Genomic DNA, 22,798 nt, shown 5'->3' with positions numbered 1-22,798 from the left:
CGGATCCGTAATGTCGCCACCATGATGTCAGAGACCACGCCGGTGACGATTCTGTCCGAGAGCGAATGCTGGAGCCTGCTGGGCGGTGTGACGTTGGGCCGCCTCGTCACCACTGTCGACGGGGAGCCGGAGATCTTCCCGGTCAACTTCGTGGTGCAACACCGCACCGTGCTGTTCCGCACGGCGGAAGGTACCAAGCTGTCGAGCACGGCAATCAACAGGAATGTGCTGTTCGAGGCCGACGATACGACGATCAGTGAAGGCTGGAGTGTCGTCCTCAGAGGCACTGCCCGGACGCCCCGGACCGACGACGATATCCGGGATGCCGAACGCGCCGGACTGTATCCCTGGACGGCCACCCCGAAGCCGCATTTCGTGCGGATCCGACCGCTGCGAATCACCGGTCGGCGCTTCACATTCGGCCCCGTGCCCGGAAACTGATGTGTCACCGTCGAACGCCGAGCCGGCGATCGTCGTCGCCGTTGACCGATCACCGGCGAGCAGGGCGGCGATCGAATGGGCAGCCGAGGAAGCGCTCCTACACGCGCGGCCATTGACGTTGGTGCACGCCGTCGCGCCGGTGTACGTGGACACCCACGACCCCGTCCTGCGCGCACGTATCCAGCGGTGGCGCATACATTGCGCCAGAGAACTTCTCGCCGATATCAAGGCCCACCTGGTGGACCGCACACCGCTGGACGCCGACGCGGTGTCGACGGTCCTACAGGCGGCCCAGCCTGTCCACATTCTCACCCAGATCTCCGAACACGCCGCAATGCTGGTGGTGGGCAGCCGCTTCCACGGATCGTGGGGCGGCCGGAGGCTCGGCTCGGTCAGCGCCGCGTTGAGTTACCGCGCGCACTGCCCGCTAGCCATCGTGCACACGCATGATCACGAACGACAAAGCGCCCCGGTCGTCGTCGGAGTCGACGGCTCTGCGGCCTCCGACCACGCCGTATCGATGGCCTTCGAAGAGGCTGCCCGCCGCCACGTCGAGTTGGTGGCTGTGCACGCCTGGAGCGACGAGAATGTCCTCCAGCTGATCGGGGCCGACTGGGATCGCTACCGCGCGGACGCCGAAACGGCGCTACGCGCCGCCCTGCTGAAAACGCGGGCGCGATATCCCGATGTGACGGTGACCGAAAAGGTGTTCTGCGACCGCCCGGCTCACTGGCTCGTCAAGGAAGCCGAGCATGCCGGTCTTGTGGTGGTCGGTAGTCATGGCCGAGGAGTCGTATCGGCATTGCTGAACGGCTCGGTTGCCACCGCGGTGGCCGAGCGTTCCGATGTTCCGGTCATCGTCACCAGGGGCGGGTGAATGCAGAGCCAAGCCGTCTGTCTGCACGACGGCGCAACGGCGATGGTGCGACAGCTGAACGCCGACGATTTCGATGCGGTTGTCGAGCTGGCCGATACGCTCAGCGACGAGGAACGCTATCTCCGCTTCTTCACCCTCCACCCTTCCCACATCGCCGACTGGGCCAAGTCACTGACTGATCCCCCGGCGGGCGCCATCGCGCTGGGCGCCTACGACCATGGCGAACTGGTCGGCGTGGCCAACTACATCCCCACGACCGAGCCACACCGCGCGGAGGTGGCGGTTCTGGTGGCGCGTTACCAACACGATCGAGGTGTGGGAACGGCATTGCTGGGCCGGCTCATCGGGATTGCCAGGCAGTCCGGGGTCCGGCATTTCGTGGCCGAGGTGCTGGCGGAGAACAACGCCATGCTGCGGTTGCTCACGGAGTCGCACCTACCGATCTCGATTCAGCGGTGCGAGTCCGTCCTCAACGTGGACGTCGATCTAGACCTGATCACGCAAGACCAGTAGTGAGCAATCGGTCCCGCGCAGAATCGCCGCCGTCGCCGGGTCGACGAGTTGGGCGATCAGTTGCGGATCGTCGCCCTGCGCGATGACCAGCTGGTCGATGTCGGCGCTCTGGGCGAGCAGATTGGGGACATCTGCGGGCCGGGGTAGCACGCACACCAGCACGTCGGGGTTGTCGGGGTCCGGATCGCCGAGGTAGGCCTTGATCTCGGCCCGGATGCTCTCGGACCGCTCCGACTCCGCGGGCCATGGGGTGAGCGCCAGGATCGAGGCGTCCCGCAGGCCGGCTTCCTCGATCGCCTTCTGCAGAATGGCCCGCGGGTGTGGCCGGTCGTCGAGGACGGCCACCACCCACCGGTGCGGTCCCGGGGCCTCACGCGCATGCCGGCGATGCACAACCGCCACGGAGCACTCTGCGGCCTGCGCCACCAGCGCAGCGGTCGACCCTCGCCGTCCCGGCCCGGAATCGTGAGTGCCCTTCCAGCCCAGGCATATCAGCCCGGCCGAACGTGATGCTTCGGCCAGCACGTCGACCGGATCTCCTTGCAAGATGTCGGTCTCGACCTTGACCTGTAGTCCGCTGGCGTTCAGCGCCTCGGCGACCGACCGCAACGCATCGGCGGCCTCCACGGCCACCGCGTCCGAGTCGGGGTCATCGGACTCCACGACATAGATCAATCGCAGCGGAACCTGACGACCCACCGCTTCCTCGGCAGCCCAGAAGGCAGCCCGCCGAGCGAATTTGGATCCGTCGATCCCGACGACAATGGGCAGCGGCGAAGACGACGGGGATGCGGACTGCGATGAAGAGGTCATGGTGCACTTCCGGCTGGCTGGACGACTGCGGGTCACTTCCACGCTAAGCGCGCATCGAACGCCCCGGTACGGTCTTTGGTCCTCAACCCGAGAGCATCAGTCCTTCCCCGACAACCGGCCGTGGTGGCTGAACCGGGCGGCACGGCGATGTATCCGGTTCTCGGCTCCGCGGGTCCGGCCGGCCGGCGCACCGACGGGCTCCCGGTAGAACACCGATTTGGTGACCTCGACCAGGATGAGATACGCGCCGGTCAGACCCGCCAGCGCCGCGAAGTACTGCCAGGGCAGCGGGGTGAATCCGAGATGTCGTGCCGGCGGCCAGTAGGTGACGGCGATGCCGGCGGCGATGACCGACGCCGTCGACAATGTCAAGAGCCCGCCCGGCCTGCTGCGGGTGAACGGAATCCGTCGGGTGCGGATGGCGAAGATGATGAGGGTCTGGGTAGCCAACGACTCCACGAACCACCCGGTGCGAAACTCCGGCGGTGCGGCGTGCAGCACGCCCAGCATCAAACCGAAGGTCAAAAAGTCGAAGAGCGAACTGACCGGGCCGAACGTCAGCATGAATCGCCTGATGAAGGCGATGTTCCAATGCGACGGGGCGCGCAGCTGTTCGGCGTCCACCCGGTCGGTCGGAATGGCCAGTTGCGAACTGTCATAGAGCAGATTGTTCAGCAGGATCTGGCTGGGCAGCATGGGCAGGAACGGCAGAATCGACGAAGCCGCCGCTGCGCTGAACATGTTGCCGAAATTGCTTGAGGTGCCCATCAATACGTACTTGATGGTGTTGGCGAAGATACGGCGTCCCTCGGCCACGCCGGCGGCCAGCACGCTCAGGTCCTTCTCGATCAGCACCACGTCCGCAGCGTCCTTGGCGACGTCGCTGGCCGTGTCGACCGAAATGCCGACATCCGCGGCATGCAGTGCAAGGGCGTCGTTCACCCCGTCGCCGAGAAAGCCCACCGATCGGCCGGTGCGCCGGGCCGCGGCGATCAGTGCGGCCTTCTGCTCGGGTGAGACCCTGGCGAAGATGGTGTTGTTCTGCACGGCTGCGGCATAGTCGTCCGCAGCGAGGTTCTGCAGCTCGGTTCCGGTGATCGTGCCGCGAGTGGGTAATCCGAGTTCGGCACAGACCTTCTCGGCGACCCGGGGATTGTCGCCGGTGGCAACCTTCACCTCGATACCCAGCGTGGCCAATGCCTGGAGCGATTCTGCGGCAGCGGGTTTGGGTTCGTCGGCGAAGCACAGGAAGCCGTGGAAGGTCAAATCGCACTCGTCGGCGGCGGTCAGCAGGCTCAGCTCGGGAGCCGGCCGGCTCGCGACGGCCACCACGCGGCGGCCGTCGCCGAAGAGTCCGTCGAGGGTGGCTTGCGCACCGTCGGGCACCACCGCGCAGCGGGCGAGTACCTGTTCCGGGGCGCCTTTGACGATGAGCAGCCGTCGCCCGTCGTCATCGACGAGCACCGATGTCGCCCGCCGAGCATGGTCGAATGGCAGCGCGGCGACGCGGCGCACATCGCCGAGTGTCACGGAACCGACAGCACCCTCGGCCAGGGCGGCGTCCAGCGGATTACCGCTGGCACCGCCGGCCTCATCGACATCACTGGCCAGCAGACCGTACCGCAACACGGAAAGATCTTGAGCCCCATGGCAATCGAGCGCACCGATGTAGGTGATGCGCCCGTTGGTGAGCGTGCCGGTCTTGTCGGTGACCAACACGTCGATATCGCCGAGGTCCTCGATGCACACCAACCGCTTCACCAGCACGTGCAGCGCGGCGAGCCGGCGTGACCCGGTGGCCAGGCTGGTGCTGACCACCGCGGGCAGTAACTGCGGTGTGATGCCCACCGCGATCGCGAGCGCGAACAGGGCCGAATCGATGAGCGGGCGGCCCAACATGATGTTGATGCCCAAGATGAAAGCGGTGAGGGTCAGAGCCACCCAGAGCAGCAGATACGAAAACCTGCGCAGCCCACGCTGGAAATCCGTCTCGGGGTGCCGCTCCCCCAGTCCCGCCGCGAGCCGACCGAACTGCGCGTGCTCCCCCGTGGCGTACACCACGCCCACCGCCTCACCGGCGGTGACGACGGTTCCCATCAGTGCCAGGTTCGCGTCATCAGCCAAGCCGCGGGCGCCCTCGATGGTCACGGCGGACTTCTGCGCCGGGGTGGATTCACCCGAGAGGATGCTCTCGTTGCATTCCAACCCATCGACGTCCATCAACCGGATGTCGGCGGGCACGACCTCGCCCAGGGTCAGCCGGACCACGTCCCCCGGCACCAGATGCGTCACGCTGTCCTTCACGAACTGGCCGTCGCGGCGAACCAACGCGAAGTGGTGCACCTGCGAATGCAGCTGCGCGGTGGCCCGTTCGGCGCGGTACTCGTTGACAAAACTCAAGCCGATGCTTGCCAACAGGATGACCCCGATGATGATTGCCTGGGTGGGGTCACCGAGAAAGAAGGACATCACCGCGGTCGCGGCCAGCAGGAGTAGCAGGGCGCTGCGCAGTTGGCGGATGAGCACGGCCACGGCGCTCACCCGGTGGGTGCGGACCGCGTTGGGGCCGAACCGCTTTTGCCGCAGCAGCGCCTCGCCCGAGGTCAGCCCCGTTGCGCTGCCGGCCAGGGCGACGAACACCGCCTCGAGCGGTTGCGCGGCGGCCTGGTCGGCACTTAGCTGGCACACGGGCGGCGCGGCGACGTCGTCGCCTCGCCGCCGAGTCGAGAGCGAGGTCACCGGGCGTTGCTGTTCGGGCCGCACACCAGCACCGGCACGGGCGAGTGGTGCAGCATGTTGAGGCTGGTCGATCCGAGCACCGTCGCGGTCAGGGTATTGCGGCCGCGCGTGCCGACCACGACCAGTTGCGCGTCGTCCAGCCGCTGCAACAGGGCCCGGCGCGGCTTCGACGGGTCGACCAGCAGGCTGACCTCGACGTCGGGATGCAGCCTGCGGTGCGGTTCGACGGCGCGACCGAGCTCCTCGTACTGCAGATTCTCCAGTGCTTCCCAGTCGATCAGGAAGGGAATGGACACCTCACCGGGCGGCATCCGGGTGGACCAGGCGTGCACGACCCGCAACGGGGCGCTCAGCACGTCTGCCAGTTCGAACGCGAGCGCAAGCGCGCCGTAGCTGGACCCATCCACGCCCACCACGATCGGTTGTGTTGTGGGGTGCAGTGATTCGCCCCGCCACGCCACGACGGGGCATGCGGCGCGGGCGGTCATCTCCAGGGTGAGCGAACCCACCAACAGGGCCGACGCCGGTGCGACGTCATCACCGCCCATCACCAACAGCCGCGCGTGCCTGCTCAGGGTCAGCAGCGTCTCCTCGACCGGATCGCTCGAAGCGGTGGTGGTGACCTCCAGATCGGGATGCGCGTTGCGGACCCGGCCGGCGGCGGACTGCAGGATTCTCGGTGCCGCCTCCTGTTGCACGTCGATGTACGCGGCGCGAACGGCGGCCATCGCATCGGTCAAATTGTGCGCGGCATAAGGTTTGGCATGCACGATCTGCAGCGGTGCACCGAGCCTGGCGGCGAGCGCCCCGGCCCAGCGTGCGGCATGCAGGGAGGTGATCGAACCGTCGACACCCACCACGACAGGACTTGCCAGATCGGTCATCTCGGCTGATTTCCTTTCGAGTTGTCGTCCTGGTGCCGGACCACGTCGAGCAGAAGCCGCTGTTCGGCTGCCGCCACCGCACGACGTGTCTTGGCGACGGCATCCGGGTTCACCGAGATCGACGTGATACCCATCCGCACCAGACGTTCGGCGAAAGCCGGATTGCTGGACGGCGCCTGACCACACAGCGATGACGGAATATCGAACTTGCGTGCGGTGGCGACGATGCTGCCGATCGCGTCCAGCACCGCGGCATCGGCTTCGTCGAACACCTCTGCGCAGATCTCCGAGTCACGGTCGACCCCCAGCATCAGCTGGGTGAGGTCGTTGCTGCCGATGGACACTCCGTCGATGCCCATCCCGATGTAGGTGGGAAGCCAGTGCACCACCGACGGCACCTCGGCCATGATCCAGCGATGCAGCCCGCGTTGCCGGCCCAGCCGGGAGCCGTCCACCAGCTGCAGGCATTCGTCGAGTTCCCAGCGGGTCCGCACGAACGGAATCATCAAGTGCACGTTGGGGTACTGATCCCGTACCTCGGCCAGCGCGGTCAATTCCAACGTGAACAGGTCGGGCTCTTTGACATATCGGTAGCAGCCGCGGTAGCCGATCATCGGATTGTGCTCGACGGGTTCGAAGTCCTGGCCGCCGGCGAGGTTACGGAACTCGTTGCTGCGGAAGTCGGTGGCCCGGTAGACGACGGGGCGAGGCGCGAAGGCAGCAGCGATCCGGCCGATCGACGTGGTCATCGCGGTGACCAGAGTGGACTGCTCGCCGCGGGCGATCAAGGTGCGCGGGTGCCGACCGCCGAGCGCGTCGGTGAGCATCATCTCCGCGCGCAGCAATCCGACGCCGTCGACATCGCCGGCGGCCACGGCCTCGGCGGTGTCCGGAAATGCCAGGTTCACGTAGATCCGGGTCGCGGTGACGGGCGCTGCCGAACCGCCGGGCGGCGCGGTGACCACCGAGACCGGTGCGGCCACGGCGCTGTCCAGGATCTGGCCGTGTGTGCCGTCGACCGTCACCAGGGCACCGGTCTTCAGCAGCGTGGTCGCCGAGCGGGCCCCCACCACACAGGGCACCGATAGCTCGCGGGCCACGATCGCCGCGTGACAGGTCATGCCGCCGCTCTCGGTGACGAGTGCGGCAGCGCGGCGGATGGTGGGCAGCCAATCCGGGTTGGTCATCGGTGCCACCAGAACCTCGCCGTCCCGCAACAACGGACCGTCTGCGGGGGTGCGCAGCACCCGCACCCGGCCGCCGGCGGTACCTGGCGCAGCGGGTAGACCGTTGAGCAGCACACCGTCACGCGACGGACGCTCATCGGGCGCCACCGTTGCCGTCGGTGCCGAACCCAGCGTGGTGATCGGCCTGGCCTGCACGAGCCATGCGGCTTCACCCTCGATGGCCCATTCGATGTCCTGCGGGTCCCGGTAATGCCGTTCGGCGGCGATCGCCAGTTCGGTGATGCGGTGCAGATCCTCATCGGAGAGCACCTGAGCGTTGACATGGTCGGGATCCAGTTCCACCACCGCGTCACGCCCGTCGTCGCCGCGCACGATCTTGAACGGCTTGATACCGATGTTGGTGTCGACGACCCGCCCGGTGGCCTTCTCGACGACGTAGGTGTCGGGTTGGACCTTCCCGGACACTACGACTTCGCCTTGGCCGAATGCGGCTTCGATGACGAGATGACCGCGGTTTCCGGTGCTCGGATCGGCCGTGAAGGCGACGCCCGCCCGATCCGCGGCGATCATGCGCTGGACGACGACCGCCATTTCGGGCGCCTCGGTGAAACCGCGGGCGGCCCGATAGGTGAGCACTCTCGGGGTGAACAGTGACGCCCAGCAGCCGGCCACCGCATCGAGGAGGTCGTGCTCGCCGGTGATGTTGGTGACCGACCGGTTCATGCCGGCGAACGAGGCATCCCTGCCGTCTTCGCCGGCCGCCGAAGAACGGACGGCCACCAGCGCATGCGGTCCGAGCGCGTGGTAGGCCGCCACGATGGCGTCGCGGAGTTCCGGGGTCGGGTCTGCACTGTGCACCAACTCGCGCATGCGCCTGCACAGTTCGTCCAGACGTGCCGGGTCGTCGACGATTCCCAGTGCTTCGCGGTGCACGGCAGCCAGTTCGGCGTCGACACCACCGGCGCGCATCGAGGCCCGGTAGGCGTCACACGTCACGACGAATCCGGGCGGCACCGGCAAGCCGGCGGCGATGAGCTCCCCGAGATTGGCGCCCTTTCCACCGGCCTGATCGGCATCGGTGAGCCGGATGTCGGCGAGGTCCCGGACCGGGGCACAGGTCTCCGTCGCATCTCGCACCGGCGCGGGTGACGTGCTCATCGATGTGTTCATTTCGAGGCCGCCAAGAGCACTTTCAGGGCACCGGTCTGGGCCGGCCGGCTGAACACGTCGTAGGCTGCCTCGAATTCGTCGAAGGCGAATCGATGGGTGATCATCGGCGCGGTGTCGATACGGTGAGCCGCGACCAGGTCGATGAGCGTCGGGGTGGAGTATGTGTCCACCAGCCCGGTCGTGATGGTCAGGTTCTTGATCCAGATGTCTTCCAGATGCAGAGTCGCCGGGGCGCCGTGCACCCCGATGTTCGCGACGTGCCCGCCCGCCCGGGCCAGCCGGACCGATTCCTCGAACGTGCCGGGGGTGCCGACGGCCTCCATCACGCAATCCGCGCCGAGCCCGTCGGTCAGTGAATCAAGCATCGCACGTGCGCTTTTCGCTGCAGGATTGACGACGACGTCCGCGCCGAACTTGCGCGCCGCGTCCAATCGCGAATCGGCCACGTCGATCGCGACGATGGTGCGGGGGCTGTACAAGCGTGCGGTGAGGATGGCGGCCAAGCCGATCGGGCCGGCTCCGACGATGGCGACGACATCCCCGGGCCGGACAGTCCCGTTGAGGACCCCAACCTCATAGGAGGTGGGCAGGATGTCGGCGAGCATGACCATCTGATCGTCGGACACCCCGGCCGGGACCGGGTGGGTGGAATTGTCGGCGAACGGAACTCGGACATATTCGGCTTGGGTGCCGTCGATAAGGTGGCCCAGGATCCAGCCGCCGCCACCGAGACACTGCCCATAGTGCCGTTCATGGCAGTAGCGGCACCGCCCACAGGCACTGATGCAGGACACCAGTACCCGGTCGCCGACCTTGCGGTTCTGCACCGCGGAGCCGACGGCGGTGACGGTACCCACCGCCTCGTGGCCGAGGATGCGGCCGGGCTCGACTTCGGGGACATCCCCCTTCAAGATGTGCAGATCGGTGCCGCAGATGGTGACCGCGTCAACCTGGACGATCGCGTCGGTCGGGCTCTCGATCCGCGGATCGGCCACCTCCTGCCACGACCGTTGCCCAGGGCCTTGGTAGACAAGAGCTTTCATGTGTGGGACTCCTTCCGACTGACGCGTTCGACGGACTGGGTGTCAGATGGTGACACAGCACAGCTTTCGCGCTTCGGCGATGCTGTCCTGTATCGGTCTGCTGGTGTCGATGCGGTGCGCACCGGCCCAGGAGTCGGCATCGACGGTCAACGGAGCCGCCATCTCTGCCGTGGCATCCGACGACGTGACACCGCGTGCCGAGATTCGCGCTTTGGCATCGTCGAGCGTTGTGGTGCAGACGAATTCCAGCATCGTCGCCGAGCAGCGGGCGGCGAGCCGGCGGGCCTGCGCGCGGTGGTCGGGATTGCGCCACGTGCCGTCGAGGATCACGGTCTGACCGTTGTCCAGTAACAGCCGGGCCTGCCGGAGCACGTCGTCATAGACGATATCGACGTTCTCAGTGGTGTACAGGCCGGCATGCAGGGCCCCGGTGGCCCCGCCAATGCGTCCGGAACGCTGCAATTCCCGGCGAACGTCATCGGTCGACACCACGTGCGCTCCGATCTCACGCGCCAACGACTGTGCCAGCGTCGACTTCCCGGTGCCCGGACCGCCACCGACGATGATCAGCCGGACCGCACCGTCCAACAGATGCGCGAGCGCGATGGCAAGATGCCGGCGGGCGTCGGCACGTGCCTCTTCCCGCCCTTGGTGTACCCGGATGCAGTCCACCTTGGCACGTACCACGGCGCGGTAGGCGATGTAGAAGTCCGTCAGCGCCGACGGTGCCTGGTCGCCGGCGAGCATGCTGTACTGCGCGATGAAATGCTCGGCGAGGTCTCTACGGCCCAGGAACTCCAGATCCATCGCCAAGAAGGCGGCGTCGTCGATGCCGTCGACGTAGCGCAGGTGGTCGTCGAACTCCAGGCAGTCCAGCAGCGCCGGACCGTCGGGCAGGCAGAAGACGTCGGCAGCCAGCAGGTCGCCGTGGCCGTCGACGATCCGCCGATCCGCGACGCGCTGCGCGAAGAGATGCTGCCTACCCGCGATGAACCGCTGGACGAGCCGCTCGACCTCCACGACGGCGTCAGGGGCCAGGATGTCGCCGGTATACCGGGTGAGTTCGGTCAGGTTTTCGTGCCAGCGGTCGGCGACGGCATCCACCGTCGCGCAGGCGTCGATCGCGTGGCCGCGCTCGGCGTCACGGTGGAACGCCGCCAGCACCGCGGCGATGCGGTCCAGCTCCGCGGTCACGGATCGGCCACCGGTGACCAAGGTGGCCAAGCACGCCGAGTCGGGGTGACGCCGCATGACGATGACCGGCTCCGCGGTGCCGGCCTGCGGACCACTGAGGTGCGCCACTCCCAGATAGCTCGACGGGGCCAGTCGGCGGTTCAGCTGTACCTCGCGTTGGCAGACGTTTTCGCGCGCCTCGACGGTCCGGAAGTCCAGGAAATCGGTGACCACCGGTTTCTTCGCCTTGAAAGCTCGGTCACCCACCAACACCACCACACCGGTGTGTGTTTCGTGAACGGCCGCGGCGTCCGGTGCTGCTTGCATATCCACCATGCTGGCCGTCGGCACCGGCCAACGACAGCGGTCCAGGGGCCCGCGTAGCGCGCCGATGGTCCTCGTTGTTCAGGGCACAAAGACTCTTTTCAACGGGGTTGCCGCCGGGTTCACCGATTTGTGGGACCTATGGCCCTTACGCGCGGTTCGCATCGACGCCATGGTGGAGACGTGCCGACAGCGACGATGAAGGGAGCGATCATGCCGCAGACCACGGTGGGCACCGACGTCCTCAAGGAGGCGGTGCACCTGGCATGCCGGGCTCCGTCGATTCACAACAGCCAGCCGTGGCGTTGGGTCGCCGAATCGGGCACGCTGGAGCTGCATCTCGATGCCAGCCGGCTCGTCAGATCCGATTCCTCGGGTCGTCAGGCCCTGATCAGCTGCGGTGCCGTGCTCGACCACCTGCAGGTGGCGATGGCAGCCGCCGGATGGACATCGTTCGTCGACCGTTATCCGAACCCGAACGACCACCGCCATCTCGCCTCGATCGACTTCGCCCCGCTGGAATACGTCACCGAGGGCCACCACCTGCGGGCGCAGGCCATCGGCCGCCGCCGCACGGATCGGCTCCCGTTCGCCGCACCGACGAATGCCGATGCCATCGCGACGGCATTGCGGCAGGCCGTGGCCGATGCCGCCATCCTCGACGTCCTAGGCGACGACGCCCGACCGGCCCTCGTCAGAGCAGCGGCCGGCACCGAGGCGGCACGACTGTACGACTCCGCTTACCATGCCGAATTGGATTGGTGGACTTCCTCTCTCGATCCCACCACCGGCATCCCGCACAGCGCATTGGTCTCAGCAGCAGAGCGGGACCGGGTCGAGCTGGGCCGCCGTTTCCCGGTCACCCACCACCAAGAACAACGGCGCGAAGTGCCACAGGACCGCTCGCTGATTGTGGTGCTGTCCGCTTATGACGACACCCGCCAAGACGTACTCCGCTGCGGCGAAGCACTATCCGCGGCGCTGCTGACGGCCACCATGGACGGCTACGCGACGTGCACACTGACCCATCTGACCGAGGTGCCGGCCGGCAGCGACATCGTCAGCTCACTGACCGGCCACCCGCTGCCGGAAGTGCTGATCAGGGTGGGCACCGCACCCGCCGATGACCAGGCGCCTTCCCCGACCCCGCGCCGGCCGCTGGCCGAAGTCCTGATTGTCAATCGCTGAGCCCGCGGGCCAGTCACTCGAAAGGAAACGCCATGAGCCACAAGCACTCCAAGAAGCACATAGCCCAGCTGACCGTCAAGATCGACGTGGACCGGGTCGGCGAAGGCACCACAGCGGTCGCCCGGATGGACTGGGAGGACGGCGAATTGGTCGGCCGAGGCCGGACCACCCTCGATCCGGAAGATCATTTCCCGGAAGAGGTCGGCGAGAATCTCGCCATCGCGCGGGCATTGTCGGACATCGCGGGCAAGCTCTACGCCGCGACCGCTTCGGAGATCCAGTTGGTGACCGGCGAACGCGTCTCGGTTCGGTGACTGGCAAAGCGTCATGATCACCGCCTGTCATATTCCGCCGCCGCACCCGTGGAAGCCCGCTAACGTCGATACCATGAGTGCGGACAACGCCACGGAGGACCGGGCCCTGCGGGTCTTTCTCGTCGACGACCATGAGGTGGTCCGGCGCGGGTTGGTCGACCTGCTCAGCGCCGACCCCGAACTGCGCGTCGTCGGCGAGGCCGGTTCGGTGGCCCAAGCCATGACGTTGATTCCCGCTACCCGACCCGACGTGGCGGTCCTCGACGTGCGTCTGCCGGACGGCAACGGCATCGAGCTGTGCCGCGACCTGCTCTCGCAGTTGCCCGAACTCAGCTGCCTGATGCTGACATCCTTCACCTCCGACCAGGCCATGTTGGACGCCATCCTGGCCGGCGCGAGCGGCTATGTGCTCAAGGACATCAAGGGCATGCAACTGGCCCAGGCGATCAAGGACGTCGGGATGGGCCGTTCACTGCTGGACAATCGCGCGGCCGCTGTGCTGATGGCCAAGCTGCGCGGCACGACGCGACGCTCCGATCCCCTGTCGAAGCTCAGTGAGCAGGAGCGTGTGCTGCTCGAACTGATCGGTGAAGGGCTCACCAACAAGCAAATCGCCGCCAGGATGTTCTTGGCCGAGAAGACCGTCAAGAATTACGTGTCACGTTTGCTCACCAAGCTCGGAATGGAACGACGCACCCAGGCAGCGGTGTTCATCTCCAAGCTCGATCAGCCCAGGCACGAAGACGCAGAATAGGCACCCGTCGATTCGACGCCCTCACGGTGTACCTGTGACCGAATCCATGTCGTGTGCGCCTTCGGCCGTCAACCGGTTGGCCAGATCAGCCAGGGCACGGGCGGCAGCCAGTTCGTCGACGATGGCGACAACTCTGGGATTACGGTTTCCGACCCGGCTGAACCCGACGCCGGTCGATGTCCTGCCCAACCGCCGCAGTTCCGCTCGAGCGCGGGTTTGTCCCTGGTACTCGTCGAAGCGCACGTCGATGGTCCAGTGCTTGCCACTGTCTTCGCCATCGGTGTGCGGGCATAACGCGCCGGGCGGATTCATAGCTCCATCCGACTACACCCGCGGCGACTGCGCTAGGGACTGAAGTCCCTTCCCAGCGTGGCTTCCAGTGTGGGGACCAGTGGCCCTAGTGCCGGGCCGGTCCCCAGCGCCATGGTGTACCCATGAGGATCTGCGTGGTGCGACTGGCAGCGTTGGCGGCGGTGCTCTACGGGGCGCGGCGCTACTGGCGCAATTGGGGTACGACGAAGGATGAATGCGGGACGGCGCTGACCGGTGACGAGCGACTGCATGCTCCGCGGGTGACGTCGACAGAGGGCGTGTGGGTCGACCGGCCCGTGGACCAAGTGTGGCCGTCGGTGGTGCGGCTGCTGCGCGCCGATGGCGAAGGAAAACTCGCAGTCGGTGACGTGGCGTGGCTTGTCCCGCCCGGCCGATTCGGTTCGCGCGACGGTATCGCGTTACCGGTTGTCGACGTGACCCCCGATGCGGTGATCGTGCTGCAGGGAGCCCCACCGTCGGTGCCTTGGGAGGTGGTGTGGTCCATCCACCTGGCGCCCCGTTGGGATGACCGGTGCCGGTTGCTCGTCCGGACCCGGGTGGGGTTGCGGCATCCGGCCGAGTTTCTGGTGACCGCGCTCGCCGGCCCGCTGATTTCCGCCGCCAATCGGCGGCTGTTGTTGGCCGTCAAACGCGCAGCCGAACAACGATCGGCGCAGCCGGCCGCGGTGGCGGCGGTCGTGCCGTGACGATGCGATGGAAGGCGGTGGCCGACCAGGTCGCCCGGCGTGTTCCCGCCGCACTGTTGGTGCTCACGCTCGCCGCCCTGGCGAGCGGTGGGCTCGCTCGGTGGCTGGGCGACCGCGGCCTCGCCGAGCGGTTCTGGAGCGCAGGGACTTTGGTGGCCCTGGTGCCGGCGACGTGGTGGGTGATCACCGCGATGAGGCGGCACCGGTTCGGGGCTGACGTGATCGCCGTGCTGAGTCTGCTCGGCACACTCGCGATCGGCGAGCATCTCGCCGGCGCGTTGATCGCCGTCATGTTGGCCACCGGCCGCGCGCTGGATGCCGCGGCGGAGCGGCGCGCCCGCCGCGACCTGAGCGCACTCACCGAGCGGGTGCCACATCACGCGCGACGAGTCGACGAAGACGGGGTGACGACCGTACCGCTGCAGGACCTCGTGGCCGGCGATCGGTTGATCGTCGGCCCCGGCGAGGTGGTGCCCGTCGACGGATTGATTTCCTCCGATGCGGCGACGTTGGACGAGTCGGTGCTCACCGGGGAATCCGTCTATGCCGAAAGACAATCGGGTGACGCGGTGCGTAGCGGAGCCGTGAATGCCGGTGCGGCGATCGAGATCGAGGCCACGGCGACCGCCGAGCACAGCACCTATGCGGGCATCGTACGGTTGGCCCAGGAAGCGGCCGCCCAGAGTGCACCGGTGGTCCGCTTGGCGGACCGGTTTGCGGCCTGGTTTCTGCCGTTGACGCTCGCGGTGGCCGGTGCTGCGTGGTTGCTCGGCGGATCGGCCGAGCGTGCCGTCGCTGTCCTGGTGGTCGCGACACCATGCCCGTTGTTGCTCGCGGCTCCGGTGGCGATCGTGTCGGGATTGTCGCGGGCCGCCCGGATCGGAGTGATCGTCCGCAGCGGTGGTGCATTGGAAAACCTCGGGCGAGCAACCACGTTGGTGCTGGACAAGACGGGCACACTCACCACCGGCCGGCCGATCGGATCCGACGTCCTGACCGCACCGGGGTGGACGCAGACCGAGGTGCTGCGGTTGGCCGCCACCGCTGACCGGTTCTCGCCACATGTACTGGCCCAGGCCATCGTCGAGGCAGCCCACAGCCGCGGAATCGTCCTCGGTATGCCGCAAGACGTCGTGGAAAGCGCCGGGACCGGCACGGCGGCCACCGTGGAGGCGACGCGAGTGACGGTCGGCAGCCGGTCGCTGCCGTCGAGCCCACCCCAGTGGGCGGGTAACGCATTGACCCGTGCGGCATTCGACGGATCAGTCATTGCGTGGGTGTCGGCGGATGACGCGTTGATCGGTGCCATCCTGTTGCAGGACCCGTTGCGGGTGGACGCACCCCGCACCCTTCGTCGATTGCGCGCCGCAGGCATCAACCGCATGGTCATGCTGACCGGTGACCGCCTCGCTCCGGCCGAACACATCGCCGCGGTACTGGGGCTTGATCAACTGCGGGCGGAGCAAACCCCGGCCGACAAGGTGGCGGGCGTGCGGGCCGAGCGGGACAAAGCCGTCACCGCGATGGTGGGTGACGGCGTCAACGATGCGCCGGCCCTCGCGGCGGCCTCGGTCGGAATCGCGCTCAGCGGATACGGATCGACGGCGAGCTCACAAGCGGCCGACGTCGTGTTGGCGACCGGGCGCATCGACCGACTGGCCGATGCGATGCTGATTGCGCGCCGAGCACGGCGCATCGCCATCCAGAGCGCCGGCATCGGAATGGGGTTATCACTGCTGGCCATGGGTCTGGCCGCGCTGGGGCTACTGGCGCCCACCATCGGTGCCTTGTTACAGGAGATGATCGATCTGGCGGTCATCCTCAACGCACTGCGGGCGCTGAACACGCCGGGCGTCGGCGGACCCGCCTTGGCGCCTGACACCGAAGCACTACTTCGTCGTTTCTCCGCGGAGCACGACCGCATGCGCGGGGAGTTGGGCGTCTTTCGCGCGGCGGCACATCGCCTGTCCGACGGCGACCTCGTAGGGGCGTTGCCGATGGTGCGGCGCGCCGACGCCTTCGCCCAACAGGTCGTCTTGCCGCACGAGCGCGCCGAAGACCGCGGCCTGTATCCCGCACTGGCCGCCCCGCTGGGTGGACCGGAAGCCACCGCGACGATGAGCCGGATGCACGCCGAGATCGACCGGTTGGTGCGCCGGCTACACACCCACGTCACCGTGGCCGACGATCGGGGTGGCATCGGCGAAGCTCAGCACGAGGACCTGCTTGCCTGCCTGTACGGCTTGGACGAGTTGCTGGCCGTGCATTTCATCGCCGAAGAGGAGAACTACTTCACCCTGCTGCAAGGCACGACGACCGCTCCGCGGTGATGACTTTCTGCCCTATCGACCGGTGCCGATCCGCGAAACGATGAACTGCGACAGGGTTATACAGCGTCATCCAGCGAAGGAGCACCTCGATGTCCACGCCAGCAAAGAAATACGGCATCCTGGTCGCCGTCGACGGTTCGCCGGCATCGGAGGCCGCCGTGACATGGGCCGCACGGGAATCCGCGCTGCGCCAGACCCCGGTCACGCTGCTTCATGTCATCGCACCGCTCATCGTGACCTGGCCGATCACCACGGCACAGCTTGAGATCGCCGAATGGCAGGACGACAACTCACGACAGGTCCTCGAACAGGCGCAGAAGATCTTCCACGCGGCCGCCGGTGATGCCGATGTGCCCCCGGTGCGCACGGAGTCCGTACCCTCGCCGGTCATCCCCACCCTCTATGAGGTGTCGAAGGACGCGATGATGATGGTGGTGGGAAATCGCGGGACCGGCGCGCACCGGCATCTGCCGATCGGATCGGTCGGCGCCGGCCTGCTTCATCATGCCCACTGCCCCGTCGTCGTCGTGCGGGCCGGTGTCGACACCGATACCACCGCCCCGGTCCTGGTCGGCGTCGACGGGTCGCCCGCGTCGGAAGCCGCGATCCGGCTCGCGTTCGAAGAGGCGTCGCTGCGGGGTGTCGATCTGGTGGCCATGCACGCGTGGAGCGACACCGCCGTGTTCCCGGCGGTGGAGATGGATTGGCACCTCTACGAGGAGCAGGCACACGAAACCCTGGCCGAGCGCCTCGCCGGCTGGCAGGAGCAGTATCCGGACGTCGACGTTCAGCGCAGGCTACCGTGTGACCGTCCCGCGCACTGGTTGGTGACCGAATCACGCACGGCGCAAATGGTGATCGTCGGCAACCGGGGCCGAGGCGGCTTCTCCGGGATGCTTCTGGGCTCGGTGAGTTCCACCGTGGCACAGCTGTCCTCCGTACCGGTGATCGTCGTACGGGAGTGAGCACGGCCATCATGACCGAGAATTACCCGCTGCGGGAGCCGACGGCGTGATCGCAGACGCCGCTGCCGTCGGCACCGATCGGACCGATCGCCGTATCGGCACGCTGCCCGACGCCCTGGACAGCCTGCACCAGATCGATTCGGTCCTGGCCGGCCGACGACCGGCCGTCTTCCTCGATTTCGACGGCGCGCTGTCGCACGCCGGCGGAGATGCCACCGCCGCGGCGCTGGGTCCGGAAGCCGCCGACGCGGTACGCGCGCTGAGCGCCGTCTGCCCCGTCACGGTCATCAGTGGCCGTACCCTGTCCGACGTCAGAGCTGCAGTGCGGATACCCGGCTTGTGGTACGCCGGTTCACACGGTTCGGAAGTGCTCGACCCGAACGGCCTCCTCCATCGAAACCAGATCGCCGATGTTGTGGGAGCGGTGCGGTCGATCGTCGGTGAACTCACCGCCGACCACGGGATTCTGCCGATCTACATCGGTGACGGACGGACCGACGAGGTGGCGTTCGACGCCGTCAGACGCGACGGCATCGGCATCCTGGTCCGGCACCAAGACGGCGATCGCTGTACCGCAGCTCAATTCACCCTGAAAGGGGTCGACGGCACCACCCGGCTGCTCACCCACCTGGCGGTGGCGTTGTCCCCTGCGCGGTCGGCCGCCGAAGGCTGGTTCATCTCCTTCGAGGGGTATCAACCGCAGACCGAGCGACTGCGTGAGGCGTTGTGTGCTGTCGGTAACGGCGCTCTGGCGAGCCGCGCCACCGCACCCGATGGTGGCCATTCCGCCGCCCACTACGCCGGCACCTACGCCGCAGGTGTGTACAACCGGCTGACCGATGTCGTCGACGGCGTACCGGTCAGCAACGAGAGCATCGTCAACCTCCCCAATTGGCTGCCCTTGACCTTCCGCATCGACGGCGGGCAATGGTTCGACGTGGACACCGCCGAGCTGCTCTCCTACCGTCAAACCATCGACATCCGGAACGCGGAATGCCGGCGCGAGTTACGGTTTCAAGACGGCGCGGGTCGTCGTACCTCCGTAACCCAGCGACGGTTCGTGTCCATGCACAACCCGCACGTCTGCGCGCTGCAGATGACACTGGTCGCCGAGAACTGGTCGGGCAGTGTCGAGATCCGCTCGACCATCGACTCGACCACCACCAATTCCGGTGTAGCGCGCTACCGGGCGCTGTCCGGCCGGCATCTCGAAGCCATCTCGATCAGTGAACTTCCCCGTCATGCAGTGCTCGTGGAGGCACGAACGACGCAGTCGCACATCCCGATCGCGGTGGCTGCCCGCACCACCGTGTGGGAGCCCGACCGCGCGGCCGAGATGACGTCTGCATTCCGCAACGATCCGTCCGGCGCGGGCCACGACATCACCACCGACATCGTCGCCGGCCGCCCGCTGACCGTCGAGAAGTGCGCCGTCATCGTGACCGGTCGCGCCCGCGCGATATCGGTTCCCGGGGAGACTGCCGCTGAGCGGCTGCCGGATCTCGGCCGGTACGCCCAGCTGTTCGATGACCACCGCATCGTCTGGACGCAGCTGTGGCACAAGTTCGATTTCGGCATGCCGGCCGCGGCGGAGTCCGAGACGATATTGCGCCTGCACATCATGCATCTTCTGCAATCGGTTCCCGGCAGTGTCGTGGACCTGGACGCCGGGGTACCCGCGCGCGGTTTGTACGGCGAGGCGTACCGAGGCCACATCTTCTGGGACGAGCTGTTCATCATCCCCCTACTCAGCCTGCGCTTACCCCAGACAGCGCGCTGTGCCCTGGCCTACCGCAGTCGGCGGCTGCCGCACGCCCGCCGGGCCGCGGCCGCCGCCGGGTACGTGGGTGCGATGTTCCCGTGGCAATCCGGCAGCGACGGTAGCGAGCAGAGCCAGCGCTTGCACCTCAATCCGCTGTCTGGACGCTGGATTCCGGACAGCAGTCACCTGGCCCATCACATCGGGTCCGCTGTCGCCTACACCGCGTGGCACTACTACCAGATCACCGGCGACCGCCAGTACCTGATCGACCACGGGGCCGAGATCATCGTGGAGATTGCCCGGTTCTGGGCCAGCCGCGCCCGGCATGACGGCGAGCGGCACCGGTTCGTGATCGACGGTGTGATCGGACCCGACGAGTTCCATTCCGGCTACCCGGATGCGCCAGGCCAGGGCATCGACAACAACGCCTACACGAATGTCATGGCGGTGTGGGTGATCCTGCGCGCTTTCGATGCGCTCGACGCGCTGCCGCTGCCGGACCGATTGGATCTGCTGGAGCGGTTACACGTCACCGCGGCGGAATTGGCGCAGTGGGACGCGGTGAGCAGGCGCATGTACGTTCCCTTCCACGACGGGGTCATCAGCCAGTTCGAGGGGTATCAGAATCTGGCCGAGCTCGATTGGGCCGCCTACCGCCGGCGCTACGGCGACATCGGGCGGCTGGACCGCATTCTGGAATCGGAGAACGACGATGTGAACCGGTATCAGGTGGCCAAGCAGGCCGACGTGCTGATGCTGTTCTACCTGTTGTCCGCAGACGAGCTCCGTGACATCTTCGCCCGACTGGGCTACCGCTTCCGCCCGTGGCAGATTCCCAGGACCGTCGAGTATTACGCGGCCCGCACGTCGCACGGGTCCACCTTGAGCGCCGTCGTGCATTCCTGGGTCTCGGCGCGCGGCAACCGCGATCAGGCCATGCGGTACTTCGCAGAGGTGCTCAAGTCCGATATCTCCGACGTTCAACACGGTTCGACGGCCGAAGGCATTCACCTGGCGGCCATGGCGGGCAGCGTCGATTTGTTGCAGCGTTGCTTTACCGGCCTGGAGACCCGGGGTGACCGCTTGGTGCTGGGCCCGATGTGGCCGGAGGCCGAGGGTCAGCTGACGTGCTCACTGTGGTACCGCGGCCACCGTCTGCATCTGGTGATCAGCGGGCGGGAAGCCGACGTCACCGCCGATCCCACCGGGGCACCCACTATCGAGGTCGAATGCCGGGGCCACGTTCAGCGTTTGGCCTCGGGGCAGTCCATCCATATCCGATGAGCCAGCCGGCGACCGCTGCTGCCGGGTCAGCGCTCGCCGACTGACGTTGAGGGTGAGCGGAATGAGATGGGCGGTGATGCGCGCACCGCCCGCCAGTCGGTGATACGTCGTCGTCACCAGCTGGGTGATCTCCATCCGGGAGTGCCCGGGAAACCTCGTCGCCAGCATGGATACCAAGCCGTCCAGCTCGTCCCCCAGCAGCGACGGTGCCGGACCGTGGTCCGTGGTGTTGAGACTCATCAGCTGTCGAACCGATGTGGTGCCCGGCCGCCGGGTCCGTCCAGCGCCGCGGCGAGCTCCCGATCCCACGCTGCCTGTCGGACCCGGTCGAGGCGCCGCCGCACCACCCAAACGGAGCCGGCCGATGCGGCGGCGGTGCCGCCCCACAGCAGCGCGGCCACCGCCACCGCGTCGGAGACCGCTTGGCGGACATCGGTCGGAGCCTTGGTGTTCAGGCCCGCCGAATCCACCCAGATATCAGTTTGTGCACCGGCTTCGGCCGGGCCCGGCCAGGGCACCACGCCCTCGTGTTCGGCGCCGGCGGCGGTCCAGCGAGCCCGCGCGGCGTACGTGCTCTCGGTGCTCTCGGTGCTCTGGGTGCGCTGCTGAACGACCGTGGTGTCGTCTTGGGCGGTGGCCTGCACCAGGTGGCGGGTTGCCGCCTGGTCGGCGTACCGGTGTGCCTGGGTGTCGTGGACCGCGGTACCGACGGCCGCCGCAACCGGTGTAGCCAAAACGACGAACACCATCGCGAGAACCATGGCCAGATCCTCGATTCGGTCGCTGATTCGCACCAGCGGATTACGACTGAGCAAGCGGGCTCCGGCAACGCCGCCGAGACCGATGATGAAACTGTCCACGTCCGCTCCTCCAATAGCCGACCGGTAGTGATGTCCCCAGCATGTCCGACGTTGGCCAAAACGCTTAGGGTCCAAGGTCACCGCCTGGGTCGACCTTTGGCCAGGGTGCTAGTCCAACGGTTCGCCGTCCAGTCGGCCCGCAACATCACCGATCGCGCGCCGGGGGGTCGCAGGCAACGGGTCGGCGTTCGGCGGCAGCCAACCGATGCGTAGCAACACCTGGGGGAAATGGCTACCGCTGAACACTTTGGCCTGCAACTGATCACGTGTCTCGGGAAGCTCCAACGGCTCGGTGAAGATGCAGCTTGCCAGTCCCATGGATGTTGCAGTCAACAGGATCTGACTGGTCGCTTCACCGGCTCGCAGACGCGCCACCGCATCGTCCGCGGCGGTCCCGAGTGCCAGCACGACGCCGTGATCGTCCGCGGCGGTCGAATCCTCGGGCTGAGACAGCGCCGCACCCGCGAAGATACGCCCGGGCACCTGGGCGGCCGGGTCCGGCTCCGGGGTGTTACGCGCAGGAACGCCTGCCACCGCACCGTAACGCCCACTCCACGCCGCCAGTTCGCTCAGGTAGCCGGCGTCCTCGCCGTGCCGGCGCCGGGCGCGCTCCAGGATTGCGCGGAAATCCTCGTCGGGATCGATGCGCCGCATCGTGACACCCATTCTCGCTGCGCGGGCACCCATCATGGCGACGTGCCCCGGTGGTACCGGCCACGCGCTGAAGTGCCGCCGGTCGGTTCGGCGGCGCGGGATCGCCGACGCCAGTGAGATATCCGTCTCCCCGGCCGGGCTGCGGTGAAGCTCCAGCGACGCGAGGTGATCCGGCTCTTCTGGGTTGGGAAGCCGATGAATCTTGGCCTGCCAGCCCAGTGCCGCCAGCGCGACGGTGCAATGGTTCAGCGCGATGCCGCAACTGACGACAAGGTCGCGGCCATCAGGATCGGTGTGCTCGAGCTGCAATGACCGCTCGGCGAACAAGTGCACACTGTGCGGTCCGACGCGCCAGTGCCAGGGTTGTGAATTGTGTACCGATGGCGCGCGCGTTGCCAGTGACAACGCGGCATTCGCCGTTTCGGCGTCGAGACGATAACCGGACATGATGGCCGTACCTCTGCTTCGAATGGTGCTGCCCTTCGACTATGCGCGTTCGATGAG

At 67.1% G+C, this 22,798-nt stretch carries 19 protein-coding genes and 1 pseudogene; 10 read left to right on the top strand and 10 right to left on the bottom strand.

Annotated elements, in window-relative coordinates:
* The first annotated feature begins 21 nt into the window (after positions 1 to 21).
* From AWB94_RS05425 to AWB94_RS05415, 3 genes are read left to right on the top strand one after another with little or no spacing between them, the layout of a single operon-like run.
* Complete coding sequence (locus AWB94_RS05425; protein ID WP_062655027.1) at positions 22 to 441, top strand: pyridoxamine 5'-phosphate oxidase family protein; 420 nt, start codon at positions 22 to 24, stop codon at positions 439 to 441.
* Between the two features lies 1 nt (position 442).
* Positions 443 to 1,318: a universal stress protein gene (locus AWB94_RS05420; RefSeq protein ID WP_062654976.1), complete on the top strand. Its 876-nt coding sequence runs from the start codon at positions 443 to 445 to the stop codon at positions 1,316 to 1,318.
* A complete protein-coding gene (locus AWB94_RS05415; protein ID WP_234811633.1) occupies positions 1,319 to 1,831 on the top strand; it encodes a GNAT family N-acetyltransferase in 513 nt (170 codons plus the stop codon).
* Here AWB94_RS05415 and AWB94_RS05410 read toward each other — a convergent pair.
* From AWB94_RS05410 to AWB94_RS05385, 6 genes are all read right to left on the bottom strand, one after another.
* Positions 1,805 to 2,644: a universal stress protein gene (locus AWB94_RS05410; protein ID WP_062654977.1), complete on the bottom strand. Its 840-nt coding sequence runs from the start codon at positions 2,642 to 2,644 to the stop codon at positions 1,805 to 1,807. The genes AWB94_RS05415 and AWB94_RS05410 overlap by 27 nt on opposite strands.
* Before the next feature lie 96 nt (positions 2,645 to 2,740).
* Entirely contained in the window at positions 2,741 to 5,383 is a 2,643-nt protein-coding gene (mgtA, locus tag AWB94_RS05405) for a magnesium-translocating P-type ATPase (RefSeq protein WP_234811632.1), read from the bottom strand.
* The gene (locus AWB94_RS05400; protein ID WP_062654978.1) at positions 5,380 to 6,267 is read right to left on the bottom strand and encodes a universal stress protein; all 888 of its coding nucleotides are present in this window, start codon (positions 6,265 to 6,267) and stop codon (positions 5,380 to 5,382) included. Before AWB94_RS05400 ends, mgtA begins: the two co-directional genes overlap by 4 nt.
* On the bottom strand, positions 6,264 to 8,612 hold the full coding sequence (gene ppsA, locus AWB94_RS05395; RefSeq protein ID WP_062655030.1) for a phosphoenolpyruvate synthase: 2,349 nt from the start codon (positions 8,610 to 8,612) through the stop codon (positions 6,264 to 6,266). Before ppsA ends, AWB94_RS05400 begins: the two co-directional genes overlap by 4 nt.
* 8 nt (positions 8,613 to 8,620) lie before the next feature.
* Positions 8,621 to 9,667 (bottom strand): zinc-dependent alcohol dehydrogenase family protein, encoded by a 1,047-nt coding sequence (locus tag AWB94_RS05390; RefSeq protein WP_062654979.1) that lies wholly within the window; start codon positions 9,665 to 9,667, stop codon positions 8,621 to 8,623.
* Between the two features lie 42 nt (positions 9,668 to 9,709).
* Positions 9,710 to 11,167, bottom strand: coding sequence for a bifunctional aminoglycoside phosphotransferase/ATP-binding protein (locus AWB94_RS05385; RefSeq protein WP_084394982.1), 1,458 nt, complete (start codon positions 11,165 to 11,167; stop codon positions 9,710 to 9,712).
* A 210-nt stretch (positions 11,168 to 11,377) separates the two neighbouring features.
* Between AWB94_RS05385 and AWB94_RS05380 the strand changes: the two genes are divergently transcribed.
* From AWB94_RS05380 to AWB94_RS05370, 3 genes are all read left to right on the top strand, one after another.
* Positions 11,378 to 12,352, top strand: coding sequence for an Acg family FMN-binding oxidoreductase (locus AWB94_RS05380; protein WP_062655031.1), 975 nt, complete (start codon positions 11,378 to 11,380; stop codon positions 12,350 to 12,352).
* Between the two features lie 32 nt (positions 12,353 to 12,384).
* Complete coding sequence (locus AWB94_RS05375) at positions 12,385 to 12,666, top strand: dsRBD fold-containing protein (RefSeq protein ID WP_062654981.1); 282 nt, start codon at positions 12,385 to 12,387, stop codon at positions 12,664 to 12,666.
* 73 nt (positions 12,667 to 12,739) lie between these two features.
* Positions 12,740 to 13,420 carry a response regulator gene (locus AWB94_RS05370; RefSeq protein WP_062654982.1) on the top strand — a complete coding sequence of 227 codons (681 nt, stop codon included), beginning with the start codon at positions 12,740 to 12,742 and terminating at the stop codon, positions 13,418 to 13,420.
* Positions 13,421 to 13,441: 21 nt separating this feature from the next.
* On the opposite strand, the gene AWB94_RS05365 is transcribed toward AWB94_RS05370, so the two are convergent.
* Positions 13,442 to 13,732, bottom strand: coding sequence for a dsRBD fold-containing protein (locus tag AWB94_RS05365; protein WP_062654983.1), 291 nt, complete (start codon positions 13,730 to 13,732; stop codon positions 13,442 to 13,444).
* A 122-nt stretch (positions 13,733 to 13,854) separates the two neighbouring features.
* Here AWB94_RS05365 and AWB94_RS05360 point away from each other — a divergent pair, with 122 nt between their 5' ends.
* The 4 genes from AWB94_RS05360 (at position 13,855) to AWB94_RS05345 (ending at position 20,780) form a co-directional block, all read left to right on the top strand.
* Positions 13,855 to 14,439 (top strand): hypothetical protein, encoded by a 585-nt coding sequence (locus AWB94_RS05360; RefSeq protein ID WP_062654984.1) that lies wholly within the window; start codon positions 13,855 to 13,857, stop codon positions 14,437 to 14,439.
* 2 nt (positions 14,440 to 14,441) lie between these two features.
* Positions 14,442 to 16,769, top strand: a complete 2,328-nt coding sequence (locus AWB94_RS05355; protein WP_062655032.1) for a heavy metal translocating P-type ATPase — start codon at positions 14,442 to 14,444, stop codon at positions 16,767 to 16,769.
* 89 nt (positions 16,770 to 16,858) lie between these two features.
* A complete protein-coding gene (locus AWB94_RS05350) occupies positions 16,859 to 17,734 on the top strand; it encodes a universal stress protein (protein WP_062654985.1) in 876 nt (291 codons plus the stop codon).
* Between the two features lie 46 nt (positions 17,735 to 17,780).
* A complete protein-coding gene (locus tag AWB94_RS05345; protein WP_084394975.1) occupies positions 17,781 to 20,780 on the top strand; it encodes a trehalose-phosphatase in 3,000 nt (999 codons plus the stop codon).
* Between the two features lie 75 nt (positions 20,781 to 20,855).
* Here the strand turns inward: AWB94_RS05345 and AWB94_RS36230 are convergent.
* From AWB94_RS36230 to AWB94_RS05335, 3 genes and pseudogenes are all read right to left on the bottom strand, one after another.
* Positions 20,856 to 21,020: pseudogene (locus tag AWB94_RS36230) on the bottom strand (three-helix bundle dimerization domain-containing protein); the annotation flags it as partial.
* Positions 21,020 to 21,640, bottom strand: coding sequence for an Rv1733c family protein (locus tag AWB94_RS05340; protein WP_062654986.1), 621 nt, complete (start codon positions 21,638 to 21,640; stop codon positions 21,020 to 21,022). The pseudogene AWB94_RS36230 and the gene AWB94_RS05340, both read right to left, overlap by 1 nt.
* 108 nt (positions 21,641 to 21,748) lie before the next feature.
* The gene (locus AWB94_RS05335) at positions 21,749 to 22,741 is read right to left on the bottom strand and encodes an Acg family FMN-binding oxidoreductase (protein WP_062654987.1); all 993 of its coding nucleotides are present in this window, start codon (positions 22,739 to 22,741) and stop codon (positions 21,749 to 21,751) included.
* Between the last annotated feature and the right edge of the window lie 57 nt (positions 22,742 to 22,798).

Source organism: Mycolicibacterium canariasense (assembly GCF_002101555.1).
GTDB classification, from domain to species: Bacteria; Actinomycetota; Actinomycetes; order Mycobacteriales; family Mycobacteriaceae; genus Mycobacterium; species Mycobacterium canariasense.
Note: the sequence above shows the minus strand (reverse complement) of the source record. Positions and strands in the feature narration are given on the sequence as shown.

Coding starts and splice junctions, on each gene's coding strand:
- AWB94_RS05410 (WP_062654977.1), bottom strand. CDS start 2,644: ATGACCTCTTCATCGCAGTCCGCATCCCCGTCGTCTTCGCCGCTGCCC.
- AWB94_RS05415 (WP_234811633.1), top strand. CDS start 1,319: ATGCAGAGCCAAGCCGTCTGTCTGCACGACGGCGCAACGGCGATGGTG.
- AWB94_RS05335 (WP_062654987.1), bottom strand. CDS start 22,741: ATGTCCGGTTATCGTCTCGACGCCGAAACGGCGAATGCCGCGTTGTCA.
- AWB94_RS05375 (WP_062654981.1), top strand. CDS start 12,385: ATGAGCCACAAGCACTCCAAGAAGCACATAGCCCAGCTGACCGTCAAG.
- AWB94_RS05390 (WP_062654979.1), bottom strand. CDS start 9,667: ATGAAAGCTCTTGTCTACCAAGGCCCTGGGCAACGGTCGTGGCAGGAG.
- AWB94_RS05385 (WP_084394982.1), bottom strand. CDS start 11,167: ATGCAAGCAGCACCGGACGCCGCGGCCGTTCACGAAACACACACCGGT.
- ppsA (WP_062655030.1), bottom strand. CDS start 8,612: ATGAGCACGTCACCCGCGCCGGTGCGAGATGCGACGGAGACCTGTGCC.
- AWB94_RS05400 (WP_062654978.1), bottom strand. CDS start 6,267: ATGACCGATCTGGCAAGTCCTGTCGTGGTGGGTGTCGACGGTTCGATC.
- AWB94_RS05425 (WP_062655027.1), top strand. CDS start 22: ATGATGTCAGAGACCACGCCGGTGACGATTCTGTCCGAGAGCGAATGC.
- AWB94_RS05365 (WP_062654983.1), bottom strand. CDS start 13,732: ATGAATCCGCCCGGCGCGTTATGCCCGCACACCGATGGCGAAGACAGT.
- AWB94_RS05350 (WP_062654985.1), top strand. CDS start 16,859: ATGTCCACGCCAGCAAAGAAATACGGCATCCTGGTCGCCGTCGACGGT.
- AWB94_RS05355 (WP_062655032.1), top strand. CDS start 14,442: ATGCGATGGAAGGCGGTGGCCGACCAGGTCGCCCGGCGTGTTCCCGCC.
- AWB94_RS05380 (WP_062655031.1), top strand. CDS start 11,378: ATGCCGCAGACCACGGTGGGCACCGACGTCCTCAAGGAGGCGGTGCAC.
- AWB94_RS05360 (WP_062654984.1), top strand. CDS start 13,855: ATGAGGATCTGCGTGGTGCGACTGGCAGCGTTGGCGGCGGTGCTCTAC.
- AWB94_RS05370 (WP_062654982.1), top strand. CDS start 12,740: ATGAGTGCGGACAACGCCACGGAGGACCGGGCCCTGCGGGTCTTTCTC.